Source organism: Pseudoalteromonas sp. GABNS16E (genome assembly GCF_028598715.1).
In the GTDB taxonomy this organism is placed as follows: domain Bacteria; phylum Pseudomonadota; class Gammaproteobacteria; order Enterobacterales; family Alteromonadaceae; genus Pseudoalteromonas; species Pseudoalteromonas atlantica.
This window is the reverse complement of record NZ_JAQREZ010000026.1, coordinates 1-20030: the sequence shown is the minus strand read 5'-3', so window position 1 is coordinate 20030 and position 20030 is coordinate 1. Positions and strand designations below refer to the sequence as shown.

Below are 20030 nucleotides of genomic sequence, written 5' to 3'. Positions count from 1 at the left end.
ATTTATAAAAACTTAATCAGCAAAACTCACTTTACCCATAGTGACCCCTGCAATACCCTGCGCAGTATTATTTAGGTGCTGCTGCTCACCTGCTAGGCATTCGTTGGCTAAAATGGCAAATAGTACGGCTTCTTTGGCATCGGGGTTTATGCCTAAATCGTCGGTATTTTTAAACGCTTTAATAGTCGGGCACAGCGCATTAAGGTGCGCCATTAATAATGGGTTATGAATACCGCCACCACTTGCGTATACCACACACTCTTTAGCACTTTGCGCGCATTCGTTTAACGCATTTGCAATTACCCTTGCGCTAAACATATTTAAAGTTGCCATTACATCTTCATGGCTTAAGTGCTGTGTATTTGTTTGCAGCTGAGCGGCATGCAAATACGCTAAATTAAATACTTCAGGCCCTGTTGTTTTAGGCAGCGCAAGCTCAAAAAAAGTGTTGCTACACATTGCATTTAATAAGGCTGTATTTACCTTGCCCGCTTTTGCTATTTTTGCGCCATCATCAAAGTGCATGCCTTTAAAATGCTGCTGTACGTACGCATCCATAATGGTGTTACCTGGGCCTATGTCGCTACTAAATACGCTATTTGTATCACCGCTTTTAGGTAAAAACGTTAAATTAGCAATACCACCCATGTTTAATAAAATGCGGTTCTCATTGGGGTTTGCAAAAAATAAGTAATCGCCATATACCGCAAGCGGTGCACCTTCCCCTCCTGCGGCTATGTGTTTTTGCCTAAAGTCGCCAATCGTTGTAATACCGGTAGTAACGGCTATTTGGTCGCTGTCGCCAATTTGTAATGTGCCATAAGTAAAGCTTTTATGATTATGCTGCGACTGTGGGCAGTGGTAAATTGTTTGCCCGTGACTGGCTATTACATCAATACTTGATGGATTTACCTGCCAAGTATGTAAGCACTGATTAACCATATCGCCATGGAGTTTACCCACCCACGGGTTTAGTAAGGTTACAAGTTCTAAATCACACTCTCGTTTGGCAAATACCTGCTTTATTTTGCTTTTATACTCGTTGTTATAGTCAACGGTGGTAAAGTTCAGCACTTCAATTTGCGTATTTATACCTGCGCCCGTTACCTTACACAGTGCTACATCGAGCCCATCTAACGAGGTACCACTCATTAAACCTATAATTAAACGGCTTGGTTTTTGGGCACTATTATAAAGGGCGGCTATGTGTGGGTGCATAAAGGTATCTTAAACAGGTATCATATTTTGCTTATATTAGAGTAATTTAAAACAAAGTTATAGCCGTAAACGGTTAATCTTTGTGATTGTGCAATCTCTAATTGCTTGCTAAGTTGACCCGTATGCAACAGACACTTAATTAAAACAATGATCACCCTAAGAGACTTTAAACCAAAAGACGCGCCACACATTATTAATACCTTAAATGATGAACAGGTTACGCGCTTTTTATCCTCTAAAATTCCATTCCCGTATACTCAAGCCGACGCCGACTGGTGGATAAACCAAGGCTCTAAAAGTGGAATAGTTAAGGCCATTGTTGAAGATGAGCAATTTGCGGGGTGTATTGGTATCACCCCCGGAGAATTTGAATATAGCCGCAGTGGCGAAATAGGCTATTGGCTTAATAGCCACTTTTGGGGGCAAGGAGTAATGAGCCTGGCTATTTCGCATATTTGCGATGACGCATTTAAAAGCTCAAACCTAAACCGTATTTTTGGCGCTGTATTTGCTGGCAATACTGGCTCTATAAAGGCACTCACTAAATGCGGCTTTAAAGCTGAAGCCGTTCTCAAACAGGCCATTTATAAAAATGGTGTGTTTTACGATAGCCATATTTTTAGCAAGCTAAAATAAACCGTTTAGAATAAATACTCTGCAAAGCTTGAATTACCAGCCTCGCGCCCAAAGCTCGTGTATTAAGGTACAAATTTTTATTTTCGTATAACTTAGCGCGCATTATTGTTTAGGCTCAACCTGGTTTTAAACGCGTAAACATTCGCTAAGTAAATTCACTCTTAAGAGGAGATTTTTATGTCTGCAACTAGTCGTCAACTTACTTTAGCATCACGCCCCCACGGTGCCCCTACCGATGAAAACTTTGAACTTAAAACAGTAGATTTACCAGCGCTTAAAGATGGCGAGGTGCTGCTGCGCACTATTTACCTATCACTTGACCCATACATGCGTGGCCGCATGAGTGATGCAAAGTCGTATGCCGATCCGGTAAATGTGGGCGATGTAATGGTAGGCGCTACCGTATGCCAAGTAGAAGAGTCTAAAAACGATAAATACAGCGAAGGCGAATGGGTACTTGCTTACACCGGTTGGCAAGATTACGCCATTACTAACGGCGAAGGCCTTATGCAATTAGGTAAAGAGCCAGAAAACCCATCGTACGCACTCGGTATTATGGGTATGCCTGGCTTTACAGCCTACATGGGCTTACTTGATATTGGCGCACCTAAAGAAGGCGAAACCGTTGTAGTAGCTGCAGCAACAGGGCCGGTTGGCGCAACCGTTGGCCAAATAGCTAAAATTAAAGGCTGTAAAGTGGTAGGCGTTGCTGGTGGCAGCGAAAAATGTACACATGCCGTTGAAAAACTGGGCTTTGATGCCTGTATTGATCACAAAGCCGATGACTTTGCAGAGCAGCTAGAAAAAGCCTGTGATAACGGCATAGATGTTTATTACGAAAATGTGGGCGGTAAAGTGTTTGATGCCGTATTACCTCTACTTAATACCGCAGCCCGTGTGCCTCTGTGTGGTTTAGTGTCGCAATATAATTCTACCAGCCTTCCAGATGGGCCTGATCGTATGGGAATGCTAATGGGGCAATTGCTTACTAAACGTATTAAAATGCAAGGCTTTATAATTTTTGACGACTACGGCCACCGCTACGACGAATTTGCACAAGACATGCAAAAATGGCTTCAGGATGGCAAAGTACAATACCGCGAACACATGGTAGAAGGTATTGAAAACACCATTAGCGCGTTTAACGACATGCTAAATGGTAAAAACTTTGGTAAAACCGTTGTTAAAATTAACGAGCCACTTTAAATTTTACAAAGCGTTACTGCACATGCAGTAACGCCAACAAGGACTGACATGATTAAACTACACCATTTAAATAAATCGCGCTCAAAACGTATTATTTGGCTTTTAGAAGAGCTGGATGTTGATTACGAAATTGTTGCCTACCAGCGCAACACAGAGACCTTTTTAGCGCCTGACGAACTTAAAAAAGTACACCAATTAGGTAAGTCACCAGTGATTGAAGACGATGGCTTAATTGTTACCGAATCTGGCGCGATTACCGACTATTTAATTACTAAATACGGTAACGGTAAATTTGCACCAAAAGCTGGCACTGCAGAATATGTTGAGTATCAACAATGGCTTCACTTTGCCGAAAGCTCAGCTATTTTACCGCTACTGCTTAAAATGTTTGTTTTAAAAGATGGCGCTAAAACAGAGTTTTTAGAAAATTACGCCGATGCAGAAACCGTAAAAGTAATTAGCTACTTTAACGACCGACTCCAAGGTAAACGTTATTTAGTCGGCGACACGTTAACCGGTGCCGATATTATGATGTCGTTTATTGTAGAAATAGTTAAAAACTCAGGCCAACTTGCCCACTTTAAACACCTTGTAAAGTACGATGAGCAATTACAAAGCCACGAGAAGTTTCATACAGCTAATGAGTTAGAAGCTAAATACGATTAATTAGTACAAAACACAGATAAACCAAAGGGGCTTTTGAGCCCCTTTTTTAGTGCATATGTTTTTATTAAATACCCGCTATTTCGCGCTCTGTAATACACTCGTTTGAGGCCATTTCAAACTCGCGACACGTAAGTGGGCGGTTTTCGTAAATAGTACACATTAGCGTGTTACGGTCGAGTGCTTGGCACCAGCCGTCGTCTGCGCGTTTCATTACTTCGCTGCCCCATTTGTCGTAATCAATGTACTGAAAAGGCACGCCCGTGTCGGTCACTATGCGCACTTCTAATTGGCAGCAACATGCTTGGCAATTAGCGCAGGTTACGGGCTCAGGTGTAGAGGAAATAGTTTTACTTGGAATAACAGTATTAGGCATAGTGACTTACTTTTTTTAATAAGCCACTAGGATACAGGAACTCATACCAATTGCTATAATTTAACGCGCTAGTAGTTTTGCTTTTATATCGCTGTAACGCATTTGCTCGCACAGCGCAAAACCACTCAGTTGGCGCACTTTATTACGTGCAAATAATGGCACGCTCATGCCCGCTAAAAAGCGGCACTGGGTTTCAATACCTACACTGTGAATACCTTTTGTTGCCATGTGCGCTAAAAACTCATCCACTTTTTGATAAACAACGTCATCGGCAATGTGAGCAGGCTCTATTGAATACTCAAGCTTTACAGCATTACCACGGCATACACTACAATGCCCGCATTGCGCTGGCGCATTTTGATCGTCAAAATAGCGCGCCAAGTTATAGCTTAAGCAACTTTGTAGCTCAAAAAAGCGTACCAATGCAGCTATACGTTTAATCTCAGCTTGTTCTTTTTCGATAAAATAACTGTGTAATTGTTTTGCAAGTTCAGGGTTATTTATAACCTCACTATGCACTTTGTAAACTTGGGTAATACGTTTGGTTTCAAGGGTTATTAGGTTTTTTTCGGCTAAGTAGTCAAGCGCTGCCACTACGCGTTTACGGTCAACTTGGGCGGCTTGGGTAAGGGTGTCGAAATTAAGCGTGCCCCATATTTTTTTAAAATCGGTGTGGCTAAATATTTGCGTTAAAAAGGCTTGGCGCTGCTCGTCAAACTGGCTAAGTAGCTCGTTTTTATCAACCAAAAACTTGTATTTAAAATCGGCGTAATAGGCGTACTGCGGCGTTATTGCACCTTGCATTTCTAGTTGTACCAGCAAGGTTTTAAGCGCTAGTTGGCGAATGTTACTTTCGCTCGATAAGCTGTACTCTTGCATTTCCCATTGCTGCGGCTGGGCTTTAATATCGTTAATTACGTATTCAATGCCGCTCAGCTCAGGGGTGTCGCCATACACAAAGTTTTCTACTGTGTTTAGGCCATCTAAATTAGCCAAGGTGTAGCAGTTTGATGGGTTGCCATCGCGCCCTGCACGGCCAATTTCTTGGCTGTAGTTTTCAATTGATTTTGGTAAATCGTAATGAATAACAAAGCGAATATCTGATTTATCAACACCCATACCAAAAGCTATTGTTGCCACAACAACGTTAATTTTACCCGCCATAAAATCATCTTGAATTTGCCACCTAAGTGTATCTTCAAGCCCCGCATGATACGCAACCGCTTGAATACCTTGCGCACTTAGCGTATTAGCCACTTGCTCGGCACTTTGCTGAAGCGTTACATACACAATACCTGGGCCATTTTGCGCACGCACTATGTTTGTAAGCTCAGTGTTTTTATCAGCCGTTTTTACACTTAGCACGCTTAAATCGAGGTTAGCGCGGTAAAAGCCGGTTTGTACAATACACTCAGGGGCAATATTAAAACGCTCGCTCATGTCGCGTTTTACTTTTTTTGTGGCTGTGGCGGTAAGTAATAGTACCAGTGGAATATTTAGCTCTTCGCGGTATCGCGGTAGTTTAAGGTAGTCGGGTCTAAAGTTATGGCCCCATTCAGATATACAGTGCGCTTCGTCTACCACCAGCATAGACAGCGCAACTTGGCTTATAAACTCTCTAAAACGCTCGTTTTTAAAACGTTCAACCGACACCATTAAAACTTTAATTTTACCATTTCGCACATCGTTCATTACGGTGCTGCTTTGCATTTGGTCTTGGCTCGAATCAAGGCTTGCCGCGTAAATACCTTTGCTATTTAAAAAGCTAATTTGATCTTTCATCAATGCAAGTAAAGGCGACACCACCAAGGTTAAGTTTGGTAAATGCATAGCTGTTAGCTGATAACACAACGACTTACCCGAGCCCGTAGGAAATATAGCCAGTGACGACTGCCCATTTAAAAGCTGCTCAATGGTTTGCTGTTGCCCTGCTCTAAATTGGCTAAAACCAAAATGCTGCTCAAGTGATTTAATTAATGGCGTGGTCATAAATATCCTTTTTGGCTAGGGAATAGGCTTTAACAGCAAAAGTGCAACGTAAATGAAATATTTGCATATAGCCCAAAGCATCTCAATATAAGAGTATCTGTTGGCATTAAAAGCAATTTAGATAAAGCATAGATTGCAAGTATTAGCGGCTTTATTGCAATAATCCACAAAGCACTAAAACCTACTTAAAATCAATAGATTAAAATATTTAAAAGCATTTAATATCAGCGTTATACCCTATTAAAAGCAAGCTGTCTTTTATGTAAAGTAGCGCCTTTATATTAGGGCCCTGAAAAGCGCTAAATTTTTCATACTGAGGCAATTTAGACCTTAGTATACAACAAATAAGCTTATCAATTGCTGACATATGTTTTATTTAGGCGCAAAATACCCAGCAGATGCTCAATGGTGCTAACAGCCAAGCTAATTTTGTATACCCAAGTGATTTTTTATAAGCGTTATAAGCAGATTATTTGGGTATATTATTTTTTAAGGGCATTGCTATGAATATAACTAAACCTAAAATCGTCGTTATTGGCGGTGGCGCAGGCGGACTAGAGCTGGCAACACAATTAGGGCATAAATTAGGGAAGAAAAAACAAGCCGAAATTCTTTTAATCGATAAAAACCGCACCCACATATGGAAGCCGTTACTACACGAAGTAGCGACAGGCTCTATTGACCCCGATTTAGATGGCGTTGTGTATTCAGCCCACGCTGCAAAACATCATTATAATTTTCAGCTTGGTACATTTTGCGATATAGACCAAAGCAATAAAACCATTACCCTTGCACCGCACCTAGATGAGCTAGGCCATACTATTTTGCCACAGCGCAGCGTACGCTACGACCACCTTGTTATTGCCATTGGCAGCGTAAGCAACGACTTTAATACCCCAGGCATAAAAGATCATTGCTACTTTTTAGACTCAAATCAGCAAGCTGAGCGTTTTCAGCATTCACTACTCGACAGCTTTACTCGCCTTCACCAAGACGACAACCAACAGCAATCATTAAATATTGCCATTGTGGGCGGCGGCGCAACCGGCGTTGAGCTCTCGGCAGAGCTTTACCATGTATCTGAATTATTAAAGCTTTACGGCCTTACAAATATGTCGTCTAAGCGTTTACATATTCATTTAATAGAAGCGGGGCCCCGTATTTTGCCCGCCCTACCCGAGCGCATAGCCGATAGCGCAAAACGCGAGTTATTAAAACTCGGCGTAAACGTACGAGAGCAAACACTGGTAAAAGAAGCCACCGAACAAGGGTTTATCACAAAAGACGAAGAACACATAGACGCCGATATAATGGTATGGGCTGCAGGTGTAAAAGCGCCAGATTTTATTAAAGATTTAGGTATTTTTGAGCTTACTCGTAGCAACCAAATTCAAGTAAACGAGTTTTTACAAAGCACCGTAGATGAAAGCATTTTTGTTATTGGTGATTGCTGCGCCTTTACCCAAGAAGACGGAAAGCTCGTTCCACCGCGTGCGCAATCGGCGCATCAAATGGCGCTATGTGTAGAAAAAAACCTCATTGCCACGTTAAAACAACAGCCATTATGCGGCTTTAAATATAGCGACCATGGCTCTCTCGTTAACTTATCGCGCTACAGTACGGTAGGTAATTTAATGGGTAACTTAACCAGCAATACCTTTTTTATAGAAGGTAAAATTGCTCGCTTTATGTATATATCACTGTATCGCATGCACCAGCGCGCCATACACGGCAGCGCAAAAACCTTTGCGTTATGGATAAGCGAAAAAGTACTGCGCGTAGTACGCCCTAAAATGAAACTGCATTAATACATAAACAGCAGCTAAATAGTCAAAAAGCTTTAATAGGTAATGTAAGTTATCCTTTAAAGCTTTTTTGCATTATGCGTATCTAAAATAGTACCATGCAGTTAGATGTAATTGTAATTCAAGGGATTGACGCTAATGAAAAAAATACTTTTTGGGATTGTAATAATCACTGCTTTAGCTGTTTATTTTTTTCAAACTCAACCGCACTCTGTAGCTGTAGAGCAAGCAGAACAAGTGAAACCAGCCACCTCTGAGGCAAGCGTAGTTAATAAAAAGCAGCCAAATGAGGACTCACCGCTACAGGTAGTAAATAAACTAAAAAAACAGATTAGCCTGTGTAGAGTTCAGTCACAACAACAAAGCAATAAAGTACAAACATTGAATCAGTCGCTTGTTTCATTTTTTGTAAGTGAACTTAAAAAAGGGACATCGGTATCCACGCTTTTAAAGTATACAGATTTGTCAAAAATCAATCAGCGTACATACATTGCCCTTTTAAAAGATGCCATTGTTACTGAGCAAAAACAGCAGCTTAACATTACTAGCTCTTTAAACGAGTTAGCTAATTGGCAAGGTATTGAGGCAATTAAGGGCTTCACCAATGATAAAGTAAAAGAAATGATACAACAGCTTGGAGATAATAAGCATAACCCTCCAGGACTTACTCTGAGTGTACCCCTTGATGAAAATGTACAAAAAGAAACGCTTTACGCTTTATTAAGCAACACCGATACATTTACCACTTACTCTAAAACGTTTATTAAACTTGAAGGCAGTGAGGTAATTTCTCCGGCGACATTGTTTGTGCTTAATGCAAATAAATTTACGCCAAAAGAGTTTGAGCAGGCTATTTCATCTAACCAATTTACAGTGAATGAAGTGGCTACCGCTATAAAAAACGATATTCCAAATGAGTATATTATTGCGCTTTTACAGCAAGTTCCCGTGCTAGATGCCATGCCGTTATACGAAAAAAACACTGTTTTATATAACTTAGCCGATATTGCGGTCAGTAAATTTAATTTACCTCTTGTAAAAGCACTGCAAACAAAAGGCGTTACGCCAACCAACGAGCCAGGCCTATTTACAGGTTTAGACGTGGCTATTGTAAACCTGCCTAAAAGCGGTAACTTAACCCTAGCCCCATTAGATACTAAGCACACCCAGCTTTTAGATTATCTTAAAAAGCGTGGTTACAAAGCACATAGCGGCAATGCGAATGAAGGCCTAAATAGCAAAGGGGTATTTTTTGTAAATGACTTTATTTACCAGCAAGGGGCCTATATTAATAAGCAGGACAACCCAGCGCAATACGCTTACTTTAGCCCTATTAGTAAAATTAACAATAACGCGTTACCCCAAATAACTGAGCCTGATAATTCTGATGTTGCCCTTTTTTTAGTAGATTTAAAGCAGCAAAAAGCGCAGCTAAACAATAAAAGGCAAAACTGTGAGCTGTTACAACAACAGTTGAAAGATACAGAGCAGCTGCACACAGTAATGCAGGCTTATGACAAAGTTCAACAGGTTAAAAATAAGCACGGTTCTAACTTTGTACGTGTTTTGCACGATATAGACCCTGTTTTAGTCAATTATTGGTGGAGTAGTCTGAGTAACCAGCTTTCAAACGATAGAAGGCAAAGCACATTTAACGAATATTTATCTAAGAAAGAATATCAAAAAGCTTATGAATACAGCCTCAGTACGGTATTAACTCAAGCCGAAACCGATACGCTTTTTTCTTTATTACTCTTAAACCCTGATGATTTAATCACTACTTGGCAAAACCGCATAAACCCTAAGCCACCGCGTGAGTTAACACGATTAAGCCGCTTTTCGCTAAATCATTGGCAAGCACTCGCACAGGCGGGTTTTGATTTTTCGATTACCGATATACATGGGCGCGACGTTTATACACAAGCTGCATCGTCTTCTTCTGAGGCAGTACAATTTTTAATTGATAATAAAATACCGGCTGATCCAAGTAAGCTTGGCGTAGATATACTCGACTTAGCACTAGAGCAAAGTTACACCAAAGGGGAGTTAAGCCCAATGATTCCTTTAGCTTTGCAGCTTGTGGAAAAATTTGAGCCAAACCACTTAGCCCGCGTAGCACGATTAAAAATGTTTTACCCTGGGGTTTATCAGCAGTTAATTCAGCTAAACCCAGCGCTTAAGCCTGCCCAGGGCACAGAGCTAAATCATTATATGTTTGATAATCACTAAATAACCCGCTAAGCACGCTAACGCCTCTTAGCGTGCTATTTGAAAAATTAATGTCTTTAATATTTAACATTGCCTGTGTAGAGTATTTAAAACAATTAAAGGATTAGGGCTATGACGGGTAAAACGCTAATTTTTAATTTTGATGGTACTGGTGGCGAGCCGCGCGATGCTGAGCAATTTAGCTCAGACCATTTTAAAGAAGACAGTAGTATTTCTAATATTCTAAAGCTGCATTTATTATTAGGCGGCAAACTCGATGACTCCCCCACCACCCCATTTACAAACCAGCTTAGTTTTTATTATCAAGGTATTGGCACTAAAGGTAGCCGCTTAAAACGTATTTTAAACCAAACTTTAGCGCCACGTGGTGACGATGTTGCCAGTATTTTAAATCAAGCCATGAGTGATTTTAAAGCGCATTACCAACTAGGCGACACCCTTTTACTTACCGGTTTTAGCCGAGGCGGCGCACTCGCTAGGCGTTTTGCAAAAATCCTAGAGCCTTTAATTAGCGATAATGTTTACGTCTGTGTATTTGATACCGTGGCCTCAATAGGTTTATCAAAAGTCAGTAAAGCAACGCGCGGTGCCGAGCATGTAATATTTGAAAACCACACCATTGCTAATAATATTTCGCAGGCACTGCACTGTGTAGCACTTGATGAAAAACGCCGTGCGTTTGAACCCACCCTAATGAACCATCAAAATAATATTACCGAGCTTTGGTTTGCAGGGGCGCATTCAGATATTGGCGGCGGTTATTACCGCGATGGCCTAGCTGATATTTGCCTACGCTATGCGCTTGAATGGTTAATTGAGCAACCACTTAATATTAGCTTATTAACCAGCCACGATATTGACTACGAAATCTTATTGCCTGGCAGTAAATTAGTTGACCAAGACGATGTAACCGTAACGCCCGATCCTCTAGCTTTAAGCCATCAGCAAAATTACTTTTGGTTTAATCCCTTTTTTAAATTGGTGGATAGGGAGTGCTATGTACTTATTGATAACGAAGCCAGCAACTTAGAACCACATATACATCAAAGCGTAGCTACACGAATTAATAAACTAACTAGCTATCGCCCAGAATCGCTTAAAAACCTGCATTACAAAATTAGGTATAACGATAACAGCACATTAAGCTTTACTGGTTTAAGCCAACACATTGCCCTTGAAAACCAAAACATGAGTGTATTACAAGTTTCGCAAAGCCAAGATGTAATAGTGTTTGCCAGCGAGGCACATAACAATACAGGGCTTATGTTAGTTGAAGGCGCAACTTATCAGTTTGAACCCTACCCCAATCAATTTTGGTATGACGACGGCATAAAATGCACCGCAAGCGGCTGGCACCGCGATAATGTGCAATTAGGGGTTAAAGAAATCCCCATGGCATTGCTTGAACCATTTAGACGACTTCCAAGAGCGCAGTGGTTCTCTTTGGTTGGCGCAATTAACAATAACGACGAATATTTATTTGAAATAGCCAATGGCGCTACAGTAACCATTACTAAATCAGGTGAATTTAGCCCCTTTGCCAATGACTTAAGCCGATTTTACGGCGCCAATGCAGGGAAAATAAAAGTAAAAGTAACCCGCATAAGTTAAATGGGCTGTAATCGCGCAGCTTGCTGGCGTTTAAAAACAATGCTTTAACCGAGGTATAAAGTGATTGTTTCACCACCGAGAAGCGAAGGAGAATACCTAGAGAAGTGACTAAACGTTACGGGTGTTTTCTCTGTGTAGCGCGAAGCGCCTCGGTGTACTCGGTGGTGATATACAGATAACTTATACTAATTTACTTTGGCTGCTCGTTTACTTCTCTCTCTTCTCTTTGTGCATATTGTATTAAAGATCACTAAATCACAAAGAGGTTTAGAGACGCTTCGCTTTTAGAGAAGTAACGAGCATCTTGCGCGAGCAAGCTTCGCGCCTACAGCTTTCACTTCTCATTTACTTCTCATTCCCTTCTCTTTGTGCATTTTTGTATTAAAGATCAATAAATCACAAAGAGGTTTAGAGACGCTTCGCTTTTAGAGAAGTAACTGTCATCTTGCGCGAGCAAGCTTCGCGCCTAAAACTTTCACTTCACGTTGCGGGTTTATCCTTTTAAATTTAAAAAATAAGTTTCGTTAACCCTACTTTAACCCTCTATAGTTTAAGCTAGCTGCAATAATGTAGATTATTCAATTGTACACGCAACTAAGCGCCACTTTTTAAGTTAGGAATAACCACAATGAAACTTACAAAAGATACAACAAGTACGTTAAGCAAAACCACCATAAGCCTGCATTGAATTGTAGCTATTTTAATTATTGGGTTATTAGGCTCAGGCCTATATATGGAAAACTTTAAAGCGTTTTTTCTAATGAGTTAGCACAAATCATTTGGCATAATGCTGCTTGCTTTTGCGTTATTAAGAGTAACATGGCGCATTGTAAATGGCTGGCCAAAGCACGATGTTAAACACCCAAATTATGAGCAAGTGTTAGCTAAAATTGTGCATTACGTTCTTATAATAAGCATGTTACTTATGCCTATTTCGAGACTGATTATGTCGGGCTTTGGTGGGCACGGCGTAGAGGTGTTCGGGCTAGAGCTTATACCGCACAACCCCAATCCAGAAAACCCACAAAAAAGCCTCGCTTTTAACCAAGGCTTAGCTGAGATAGGAAAAACCGTTCACGGTATTACAGCAAATGCGCTTCTTATCGCGTTAGGTTTACATATTGTGGGCGCTTTAAAGCACCATATTATTGATAAAGACAATACACTTACGCGTATGCTTGGCAAAAAGTAGGTAGTTAAAAGTCTTATTTGATCGGTGCTATTTAAGCCGCGATTAAATAAGACTCTCGTCCTACGTGTTTGTTATTGCGCTTAAACGAGCCTTTCCCTTTTTTAGCTTTAACCACTTGAGGTTTAAACACTTTAGAGGTTACTAGCGCCGCCAGCGCATTATGATTAATAACACCTCGGCCGGTGTCTACCGCTCTATTATTTACGGCTTTGGTTTTCGATTTTTTAGCCATTTTATTTCCTAACTATTTATAACAATAAGAACTTTAAGAAGTGGCGATTGTATGCCTAATTTTCAACCTTGCAAGTGTTTTAACGCTCTTTTTCATAATAAATAAACATAAAAAAAGCGCAGTAAATAACTGCGCTTAGTAACAAGTTTTAGCTCAAATAATTAAAATTCAAAGCTTACTTTTGCATAATAAGTACGCCCGTCAAAGCCGTAAGGCAATGCACGTACAGGGTATTTAAACGCGCCGTTGGTAATAAAATTAAGCACTTCGTCATCACCTAGCTCATCTGGGGTTTCATCAAAAATATTATCAGCCCCTACCGATACGTTAAATATTTCGTTAATTTGGTAGCTAACGTTTAAATCCACTAATACTGCTGATTCAACTGTACTTGTTGGTTTAAACGACCCCGTAGGCGAAAGCTCACCCGGTAGTGAAATATGGTCATTACCAAAGTATTTAACGTCTGTTTCGCCAAAGTAATTAAAGCGAAGCGTTGTTTCATACGCATCTCGCTCATAGTCAAACGTTAAAGTTGCGCGCTCACCTGGCTGGCCGTCGGTAAAAAAGCTACGTTGTAAATCATCAAACGCCACCGACTCAGGAATACCTTCTTCTGCATTCACGTTATCAATTTTAGTGTCGTTTAAGTTACCCGCAAAGGTTACTCCAAAATTACCGCCCTCTACATCAGTACGGTAAGAGGCAATAATATCAACACCTTGTGTAGTTGAATCTACAGAGTTTGAAAAGTAATTAGCTTGCACTGCGCCGGTTGCTTGAAGCGCGGCTACGGCTTCATCGCTAAAGGCAACATCCTCTGCAGAAAGTAAACTACCAAGCGTAATACGGTCTTTAATTTCTACGCGGTAAAAATCAACCGTTAACGAAAGCTCACTTGTTACATCGTAAACAAAACCAGCACTGTAGTTAGTTGAGGTTTCAAGCTCTAGGCTATCTACACCTAACGCACTTGGAAAAGCAGTCCCCGTATTTGCAGTGAACGACTGCGTAAGTGTGCCATCTGAGCCTAGGTTAGTTGTAAATGCGGTATAACCACTTTGCTGAAGCGATGGCGCTCTAAAACCAGTAGAAACCGCACCACGTACTGCAAAGTCATCGTTAAATTCATAACGTGTCGCTAATTTACCAATTAAGTCATCGCCCGCATCTGAAAAGTCTTCGTAGCGCAGCGCACCACTTACGTTCCATGCATCAGTGACCATGGTTTCTACATCTACATAAAACGCGTAGCTGTGGCGATCGCTCTTGTTTGTTGCCTCTGGGCGCAAACCGTTATAAGCCTGAAAACCACACTCAGCAAATTGATCAGGATCGTTTACTGAAGGATACGAAGCATCGGTATTTGCCAAGCCACATGCGTAAGAGGCTTCATCGCCAGGTACTATTTCGTAGTTTTCTTTACGGTATTCAGCACCAATAGTTACATATAAAGGCTCATTACGGCCAATATCAACGATGCCGTTAAAATCAGCATTAACTGTTGTTTGATCAAATCTAAAACCACCAGAGTAACCGCCGCTTGGGCCTGCATTTGCTGCTATATCGGCATCGCTTGCATCTGGGTTGTTAAATACGTACTCCGCCGCATAAGAGGCATTTATAGTATTACGTGAGGTAAAGTCGTATTGGTTTTCACCATACACTGCCGATACATCGTATCCCCAATCTGGGTTTATATCGCCTCTAAAACCAACCGCTACTGAAATATCTTCAGCTTCGTTATAAATGCGGGGTAAAAAACCATCGCTGTATACTTGCGTTACATTTTTAGACGCTTCGTTAAAGTTACGGTAAAAACCATTACCCAGCGCGGTGCGCTCAGAGTAGCCACCAAATGAGTACAATTCGCTGTCGCCCATTGGCAAAGCCATGTTGTAAAACAACGAGGTAAATTCACTTTCTGAGTTACCTTGGCTCCAACGTACATCTTCACTCAGCGTGCCTGGCTCAACATTTAACGACCCACCGGTATCGCGCTCTGCACGGTTAGTGCCATCGGCATCACGATACTCAAGCGATAAATTAATAAAGCCGCCTTCGTTACCTAAGTCAAAACCACGGTTTAAACCTGCAGAAAGCGTATCGCCGTCGCCTTCACTGGTGCCGCCGTACTGTACGTAACCCGTTGTTACGCCAGTTGAATTATTAAGCGATAAGTTAATTACGCCAGCTATCGCGTCAGAGCCATACTTAGCTGCTGCGCCATCGCGTAGTACTTCTACACCTTTAAGCGCAGTTAGCGGAATGGCGTTCATGTCGGTGCCGGCAGCGCCTGCACCTACAGTGCCGTTAAGGCCAAAAATAGATTGATTATGGCGGCGCTTACCATTAACCAACACTAACGTTTGATCTGGCTGTAAGCCGCGCAGCGTTGCTGGTCTAAATAAATCAGAGCCATCAGATACTTGCGTACGAGAAAAGTTAAACGACGGGGCAGTAGCTTGCAGACTCTGCCCTAGTTCTGTAAAGCCGCCTTTGTTTAAATCATCAGCGTCTATTAAATCAATAGGTGACGAAGACTCAGTAGAGGTGCGGTTAGAAACGCGCGATCCTAATACAGAAATTTGTTCGATATTTTGTGCAGCCTCAACAGGTGCTTCTTGAGCGCTTACAATGCTTGGTGCGCTTACGGCAAACGCAACAGCGGCAGCTAATGTATTTAAACGGTATGTTGACATGGTGACGACCCTGTTTAGTGTGTTCTTTAATATTTGTTATTGCGATGTAACGCATCGCACTGGGGAACATCCTAGCTACATATGCAAATAAAAAGAAATGAAAAAAACTAAATGATAGGTCTAACTATGCAAAAAAATGTAAATACTAAAAAATAACACTTAAACTTGTTCAAAACACATACAATCAAGGATTTTAATTTCAACCTCAAACTAAATTAACACTTTATTTACAATAGGTTTATCACGCTTTCTTGTACTTTCACGGGTAACCAACAACAAATGGTAGTACCTGTTCCTAAAGTACTGCTAACTTCTATTTTTCCGCCGTGATCTTGCAAAATAAAGTTAACAACGGTCATTCCTATTCCTAATGAGTGGGTTGTTTTATGTGTAGTAAAAAAAGGCTTAAATAAGTGCGCTTGGGTATTTTCATCCATTCCACAACCGTTATCTTTCACTTTTATACATACACCCTCATTTTGCTGCGTTACGCTTAATTCAATAATGGTGCCTTTTTCTAATTCATGTTCGCACGCTTGTTGAGCATTTAATAACAGCTCAACAAAAATTTGATGAATAGACGACAGCTCCCCCCAAATTAGCGGCACTTGCTCAAAATTAGTTTTTATTTCGCAGTATTTTAGTTGCCCTTGCAACACGCCTAAAGCAGAGCCTGCAACCTCGCTTGCATCTAAATATTGCTTGTTATGGGTACTAGTAAATTGGCTAAGGTTTAATAAATTATGCACGGTTTGCTTTATGCGCTTTAAACCATCTAGGCTTTCGCTCAACTGCGAGTAAATTTCGTGTCCATTCCATGCCAGTTCGTATTGTTTTTTTAGATCAACCAACACGTTTTTAAATTGCCCTGCATTTAATTGGCCGTTTAAAAACTGCTCGTTATAGTGAAGAGATTTTGATAAAAGAGGGCTAACATATTGCAAGCTTTCTATATTACTAATTACATACGAAAGCGGGTTATTTATTTCATGCGCAATACTGCAAGACAAAACACCCACACTTGCCATTTTGTCGGCCTGAACAAACATTTGCTGATACAAAGACAGCTCAGCAACGTTTTTGGTTAGTTCACCATTTAACACAACTAACAATTGGCTTTTATCGGCAAGCAGTTGCTCTGCGGCTATACGCTTTTGCTGCTCATCTAAAAAGGCTTGTTTGTAGTCGTCGGTTAAAGTGCTCATCCTATTCGCTCCATAAATACGCATCCATGTATAACGTTTAGTTTGCCATACGTAATTATGCAAACTAGGGGCAATTTTTAGGCTATGCTTATTATTTTAAAAGGTAGCACTATGACCAAACCAGCAGACGCTGCACATTCAATCACTGCCGTAGATGTACTTTGTGTTGATGACGACGAAATTGTTCTGCGCTCACTAACCTCCTTATTAAAAAATAATAACTTTAGTTTTATGACCTGCAAAAGCCCAGTGCAAGCGCTTGAGCTTTTAAACAGCCACGAATTTAGCTTAATTATTAGCGACATGAAAATGCCCACCATGAATGGCGCGCAATTTTTAGAGCAAGCCCGTTACAAAGCTCCCGAAACACAACGTATTTTATTAACCGGTTACGTCGATATAGAAACCACCCTAGCAGCTGTTAATCTGGCACAAATTAACGGCTACATACAAAAGCCATGGCAAAACGATATGCTTTTGCGCAGCATTAACGACAGCATCGAAAAATTTCAGTTAAAAAAACAAAACAAACAACTCGAGCAGCAAGTAAAACAGCAAAACAAAGAACTTCTCGAATTAAATAACTCGTTAGAGCAACGAGTAGAAAAGCGTACAAAGCAAATTAAGCAGGTACTTAAACAACTAGAAGATGCCAACGAGCGCGAAAAACACGAACACAAAGCCACCGTAGAGCTACTTTATAATTTTATAAACGCCAACCCATACTTAGATGGCAACAAAGCGCAAAAAATTGCCGACACCTGCACCCAAATAGCACTGTACTTAAACCTCTCGCAAAAAAGTATAGATTTAGCCCCCATGGCGGGTTACTTAGCGCAAATAGGTTTGCTTGCTATGGACCCAGAGCTCTATAAAAAGCCAGTGAGTCGGCTAAGCGAGCAACAGCGCAAAGCCTTTTATACACACCCAAGCACAGCACAATTAATGCTTATGCCTGCTATACATTTACATGATGTATCTGATGCAATTTATCATCAATATGAGCGCTTTAACGGCAACGGTTTACCAAAAGGATTAGCAGCAAACGACATTCCTATTGGCGCTATGGTGCTTAGCGTTGCTCGCGATTATTGGAACGCATTTGAACAAAGCCAAAGCCCCTCAGACAAAGAGCGCCACAGCGATGCGCTCGAAAGCGTTAAAATGTACAGTGGCACTTTTTACCACCCTAAAATTGTGCGCGCACTCGAGGCAAGCCATAGCAAATTAAATGAGCAACTTAATAATGCGGGCTCTATCATTATATGCAGCGCTCAAGAGCTAAAAGCCAATATGATTTTAGGCCATACGTTACACAGCCACAGCGGTATTATGTTGTTACCTAAAGGCCATGTGTTTGGCAAAAAATCCATCGAAAAACTACAGCAACTAGAAGCCAAAAAACCGACCCCATTTAGAATAATGGTAAAAAGCGCTAAATGAGTGATCTAAACTGTGGCTTTTTTCGTTACAATTACCGTAAATAAGCTAAACTAATTCAAACAGGTACCTGTTAATCTGGGTATAAATTTTAAACTGTTTAATACCAATCCGCTTAATTAAGTGATTTATTTTGAGGATGGAAAAACGTGTTGATAGCTAGGCAAAAAATTCGCTATTTAGTTGTTCTAAATGAGAGTTTTTTAACGCTGGTAGCGACACGTTTAGTCCCGCAAAATGATCAAGTATTATTGCGAATTGGTATCACATTGCTTTAAGGAGCACAGCGTGTCGCGATTTTCTGCAGTCACTGACAATCCCCACGACGGACGTTTTAATCAAAAAACGGGCATTTTACTTACCAATTTAGGCAGTCCAGACGCGCCCACCCCTGCGGCACTGCGTACCTACTTACGTGAATTTTTATCCGATCCGCGCATTGTAGAAATTCCACGTTTAGTGTGGATGATAATACTGCACGGTATAATTTTGCGTATTCGCCCTAAGCGCTCAGCAAAACTATACGAAAGCATTTGGACCGAAAACGGTTCGCCGCTAACACATATTACCCGCCTGCAACGCGACAAACTAAACGCGCTACTCCAAGAGCAAGGTTATACCAATACCGAAGTTGTTATGGCCATGCGTTACGGCAACCCTTCAATAGAGGCGGGCCTTGAAGAGCTGCGCGATAAAGGCCTAACGCGCATAATTGTACTACCGCTTTACCCGCAATACTCAAGCCCTACCACCGGCTCAACATTTGATGCCGTATCAAGAGTATTGCAAAAATGGCGCTGGGTGCCAGAGCTACACTTTGTAAATGGTTATCACAAAAACACCGCTTACATTGATTCATTAGCTAGCAGCATTAGTGAAGATTTAGAAAAAAAAGGTATGCCACAAAAATTAGTTTTTTCATACCACGGTATGCCAAAGCTATTTTTAGATAGAGGCGACCCCTACCACTGCCTATGTTTGCAAACCACCCGTTTAGTGGTTGAAAAACTAGGCCTTGATAAAGATAAAGTAATTAGCACTTTTCAAAGCCGCTTTGGTAAAGCAGAATGGTTAAAGCCATACACCGACGCCACGCTTGCATCGTTACCTGATGAAAACATTACCGACGTTGCAATTTTAAGCCCTGCTTTTAGCGCCGATTGCTTAGAAACACTCGAAGAGCTTGAAGAAGAAAACCGCGAAATATTTGAAAACGCAGGCGGCGAAAAGTACCGTTACATAGCTGCTTTAAACGACAGAGACGATCACATTAACGCTTTATATGATGTGCTAAAACCAATGCTTTAAACGCATCTTAACGTAAAAAAGCGGTGTTAAATTTAACACCGCTTTTTTAGTTGTAAGGTAAGCATTTATTAAATGTCATAGCTACTATTTTGCGCGAGCAAGCTTCGCGCCTTGTATCTCTCGTTGATAAATGATTAGCTATCATTTATCACATCGAAGTCAGTGAGCTTGCCTTTGCGCCTAGTATTTAATACTGCTCCGTAGATAAAGCCCTGACT

Annotated in this window: 14 protein-coding genes and 1 pseudogene; 9 read left to right on the top strand and 6 right to left on the bottom strand. The window is 41.0% G+C overall.

Annotated features, from left to right (window positions below; all coding sequences use genetic code 11):
- Nucleotides 1-12: 12 nt before the first annotated feature.
- Nucleotides 13-1218 (bottom strand): anhydro-N-acetylmuramic acid kinase, encoded by a 1206-nt coding sequence (locus PSI06_RS11745; protein ID WP_273603815.1) that lies wholly within the window; start codon nt 1216-1218, stop codon nt 13-15.
- A gap of 147 nt (nt 1219-1365) precedes the next feature.
- On the opposite strand from PSI06_RS11745, the gene PSI06_RS11740 reads away from it, so the two are divergent.
- The 3 genes from PSI06_RS11740 to PSI06_RS11730 all read left to right on the top strand — a co-directional run bounded on the left by PSI06_RS11740 (nt 1366) and on the right by PSI06_RS11730 (nt 3726).
- Entirely contained in the window at nt 1366-1854 is a 489-nt protein-coding gene (locus tag PSI06_RS11740) for a GNAT family N-acetyltransferase (RefSeq protein ID WP_273603816.1), read from the top strand.
- Between the two features lie 177 nt (nt 1855-2031).
- Nucleotides 2032-3060, top strand: coding sequence for an NADP-dependent oxidoreductase (locus PSI06_RS11735; RefSeq protein WP_121638253.1), 1029 nt, complete (start codon nt 2032-2034; stop codon nt 3058-3060).
- 48 nt (nt 3061-3108) lie between these two features.
- Nucleotides 3109-3726, top strand: a complete 618-nt coding sequence (locus tag PSI06_RS11730) for a glutathione S-transferase family protein (protein ID WP_004586963.1) — start codon at nt 3109-3111, stop codon at nt 3724-3726.
- A gap of 64 nt (nt 3727-3790) precedes the next feature.
- Here the strand turns inward: PSI06_RS11730 and PSI06_RS11725 are convergent, their stop codons facing one another.
- Entirely contained in the window at nt 3791-4099 is a 309-nt protein-coding gene (locus tag PSI06_RS11725; RefSeq protein WP_004586962.1) for a YkgJ family cysteine cluster protein, read from the bottom strand.
- A gap of 60 nt (nt 4100-4159) precedes the next feature.
- On the bottom strand, nt 4160-6088 hold the full coding sequence (locus tag PSI06_RS11720; RefSeq protein WP_121638252.1) for a RecQ family ATP-dependent DNA helicase: 1929 nt from the start codon (nt 6086-6088) through the stop codon (nt 4160-4162).
- A gap of 503 nt (nt 6089-6591) precedes the next feature.
- Between PSI06_RS11720 and PSI06_RS11715 the strand changes: the two genes are divergently transcribed.
- The 4 genes and pseudogenes from PSI06_RS11715 to PSI06_RS11700 form a co-directional block, all read left to right on the top strand.
- The gene (locus tag PSI06_RS11715) at nt 6592-7896 is read left to right on the top strand and encodes an NAD(P)/FAD-dependent oxidoreductase (protein WP_004586960.1); all 1305 of its coding nucleotides are present in this window, start codon (nt 6592-6594) and stop codon (nt 7894-7896) included.
- A 135-nt stretch (nt 7897-8031) separates the two neighbouring features.
- On the top strand, nt 8032-10122 hold the full coding sequence (locus PSI06_RS11710) for a cupric reductase (protein ID WP_273603818.1): 2091 nt from the start codon (nt 8032-8034) through the stop codon (nt 10120-10122).
- 111 nt (nt 10123-10233) lie between these two features.
- The gene (locus tag PSI06_RS11705) at nt 10234-11733 is read left to right on the top strand and encodes a phospholipase effector Tle1 domain-containing protein (protein ID WP_273603819.1); all 1500 of its coding nucleotides are present in this window, start codon (nt 10234-10236) and stop codon (nt 11731-11733) included.
- A 781-nt stretch (nt 11734-12514) separates the two neighbouring features.
- A pseudogene (locus tag PSI06_RS11700) lies at nt 12515-12925 on the top strand (cytochrome b); the annotation flags it as partial.
- Nucleotides 12926-12956: 31 nt separating this feature from the next.
- On the opposite strand, the gene arfA reads toward PSI06_RS11700, so the two are convergent.
- The 3 genes from arfA to PSI06_RS11685 form a co-directional block, all read right to left on the bottom strand.
- Complete coding sequence (gene arfA, locus PSI06_RS11695; RefSeq protein WP_004589668.1) at nt 12957-13157, bottom strand: alternative ribosome rescue factor ArfA; 201 nt, start codon at nt 13155-13157, stop codon at nt 12957-12959.
- A gap of 161 nt (nt 13158-13318) precedes the next feature.
- Nucleotides 13319-15859, bottom strand: coding sequence for a TonB-dependent receptor plug domain-containing protein (locus PSI06_RS11690; RefSeq protein WP_273603820.1), 2541 nt, complete (start codon nt 15857-15859; stop codon nt 13319-13321).
- Between the two features lie 227 nt (nt 15860-16086).
- Nucleotides 16087-17064, bottom strand: a complete 978-nt coding sequence (locus tag PSI06_RS11685; protein WP_004589666.1) for a sensor histidine kinase — start codon at nt 17062-17064, stop codon at nt 16087-16089.
- Nucleotides 17065-17175: 111 nt separating this feature from the next.
- Here PSI06_RS11685 and PSI06_RS11680 point away from each other — a divergent pair, with 111 nt between their 5' ends.
- Nucleotides 17176-18507, top strand: coding sequence for an HD domain-containing phosphohydrolase (locus PSI06_RS11680; RefSeq protein WP_273603821.1), 1332 nt, complete (start codon nt 17176-17178; stop codon nt 18505-18507).
- 285 nt (nt 18508-18792) lie between these two features.
- Entirely contained in the window at nt 18793-19812 is a 1020-nt protein-coding gene (gene hemH, locus PSI06_RS11675) for a ferrochelatase (RefSeq protein ID WP_273603822.1), read from the top strand.
- Nucleotides 19813-20030 lie beyond the last annotated feature (218 nt).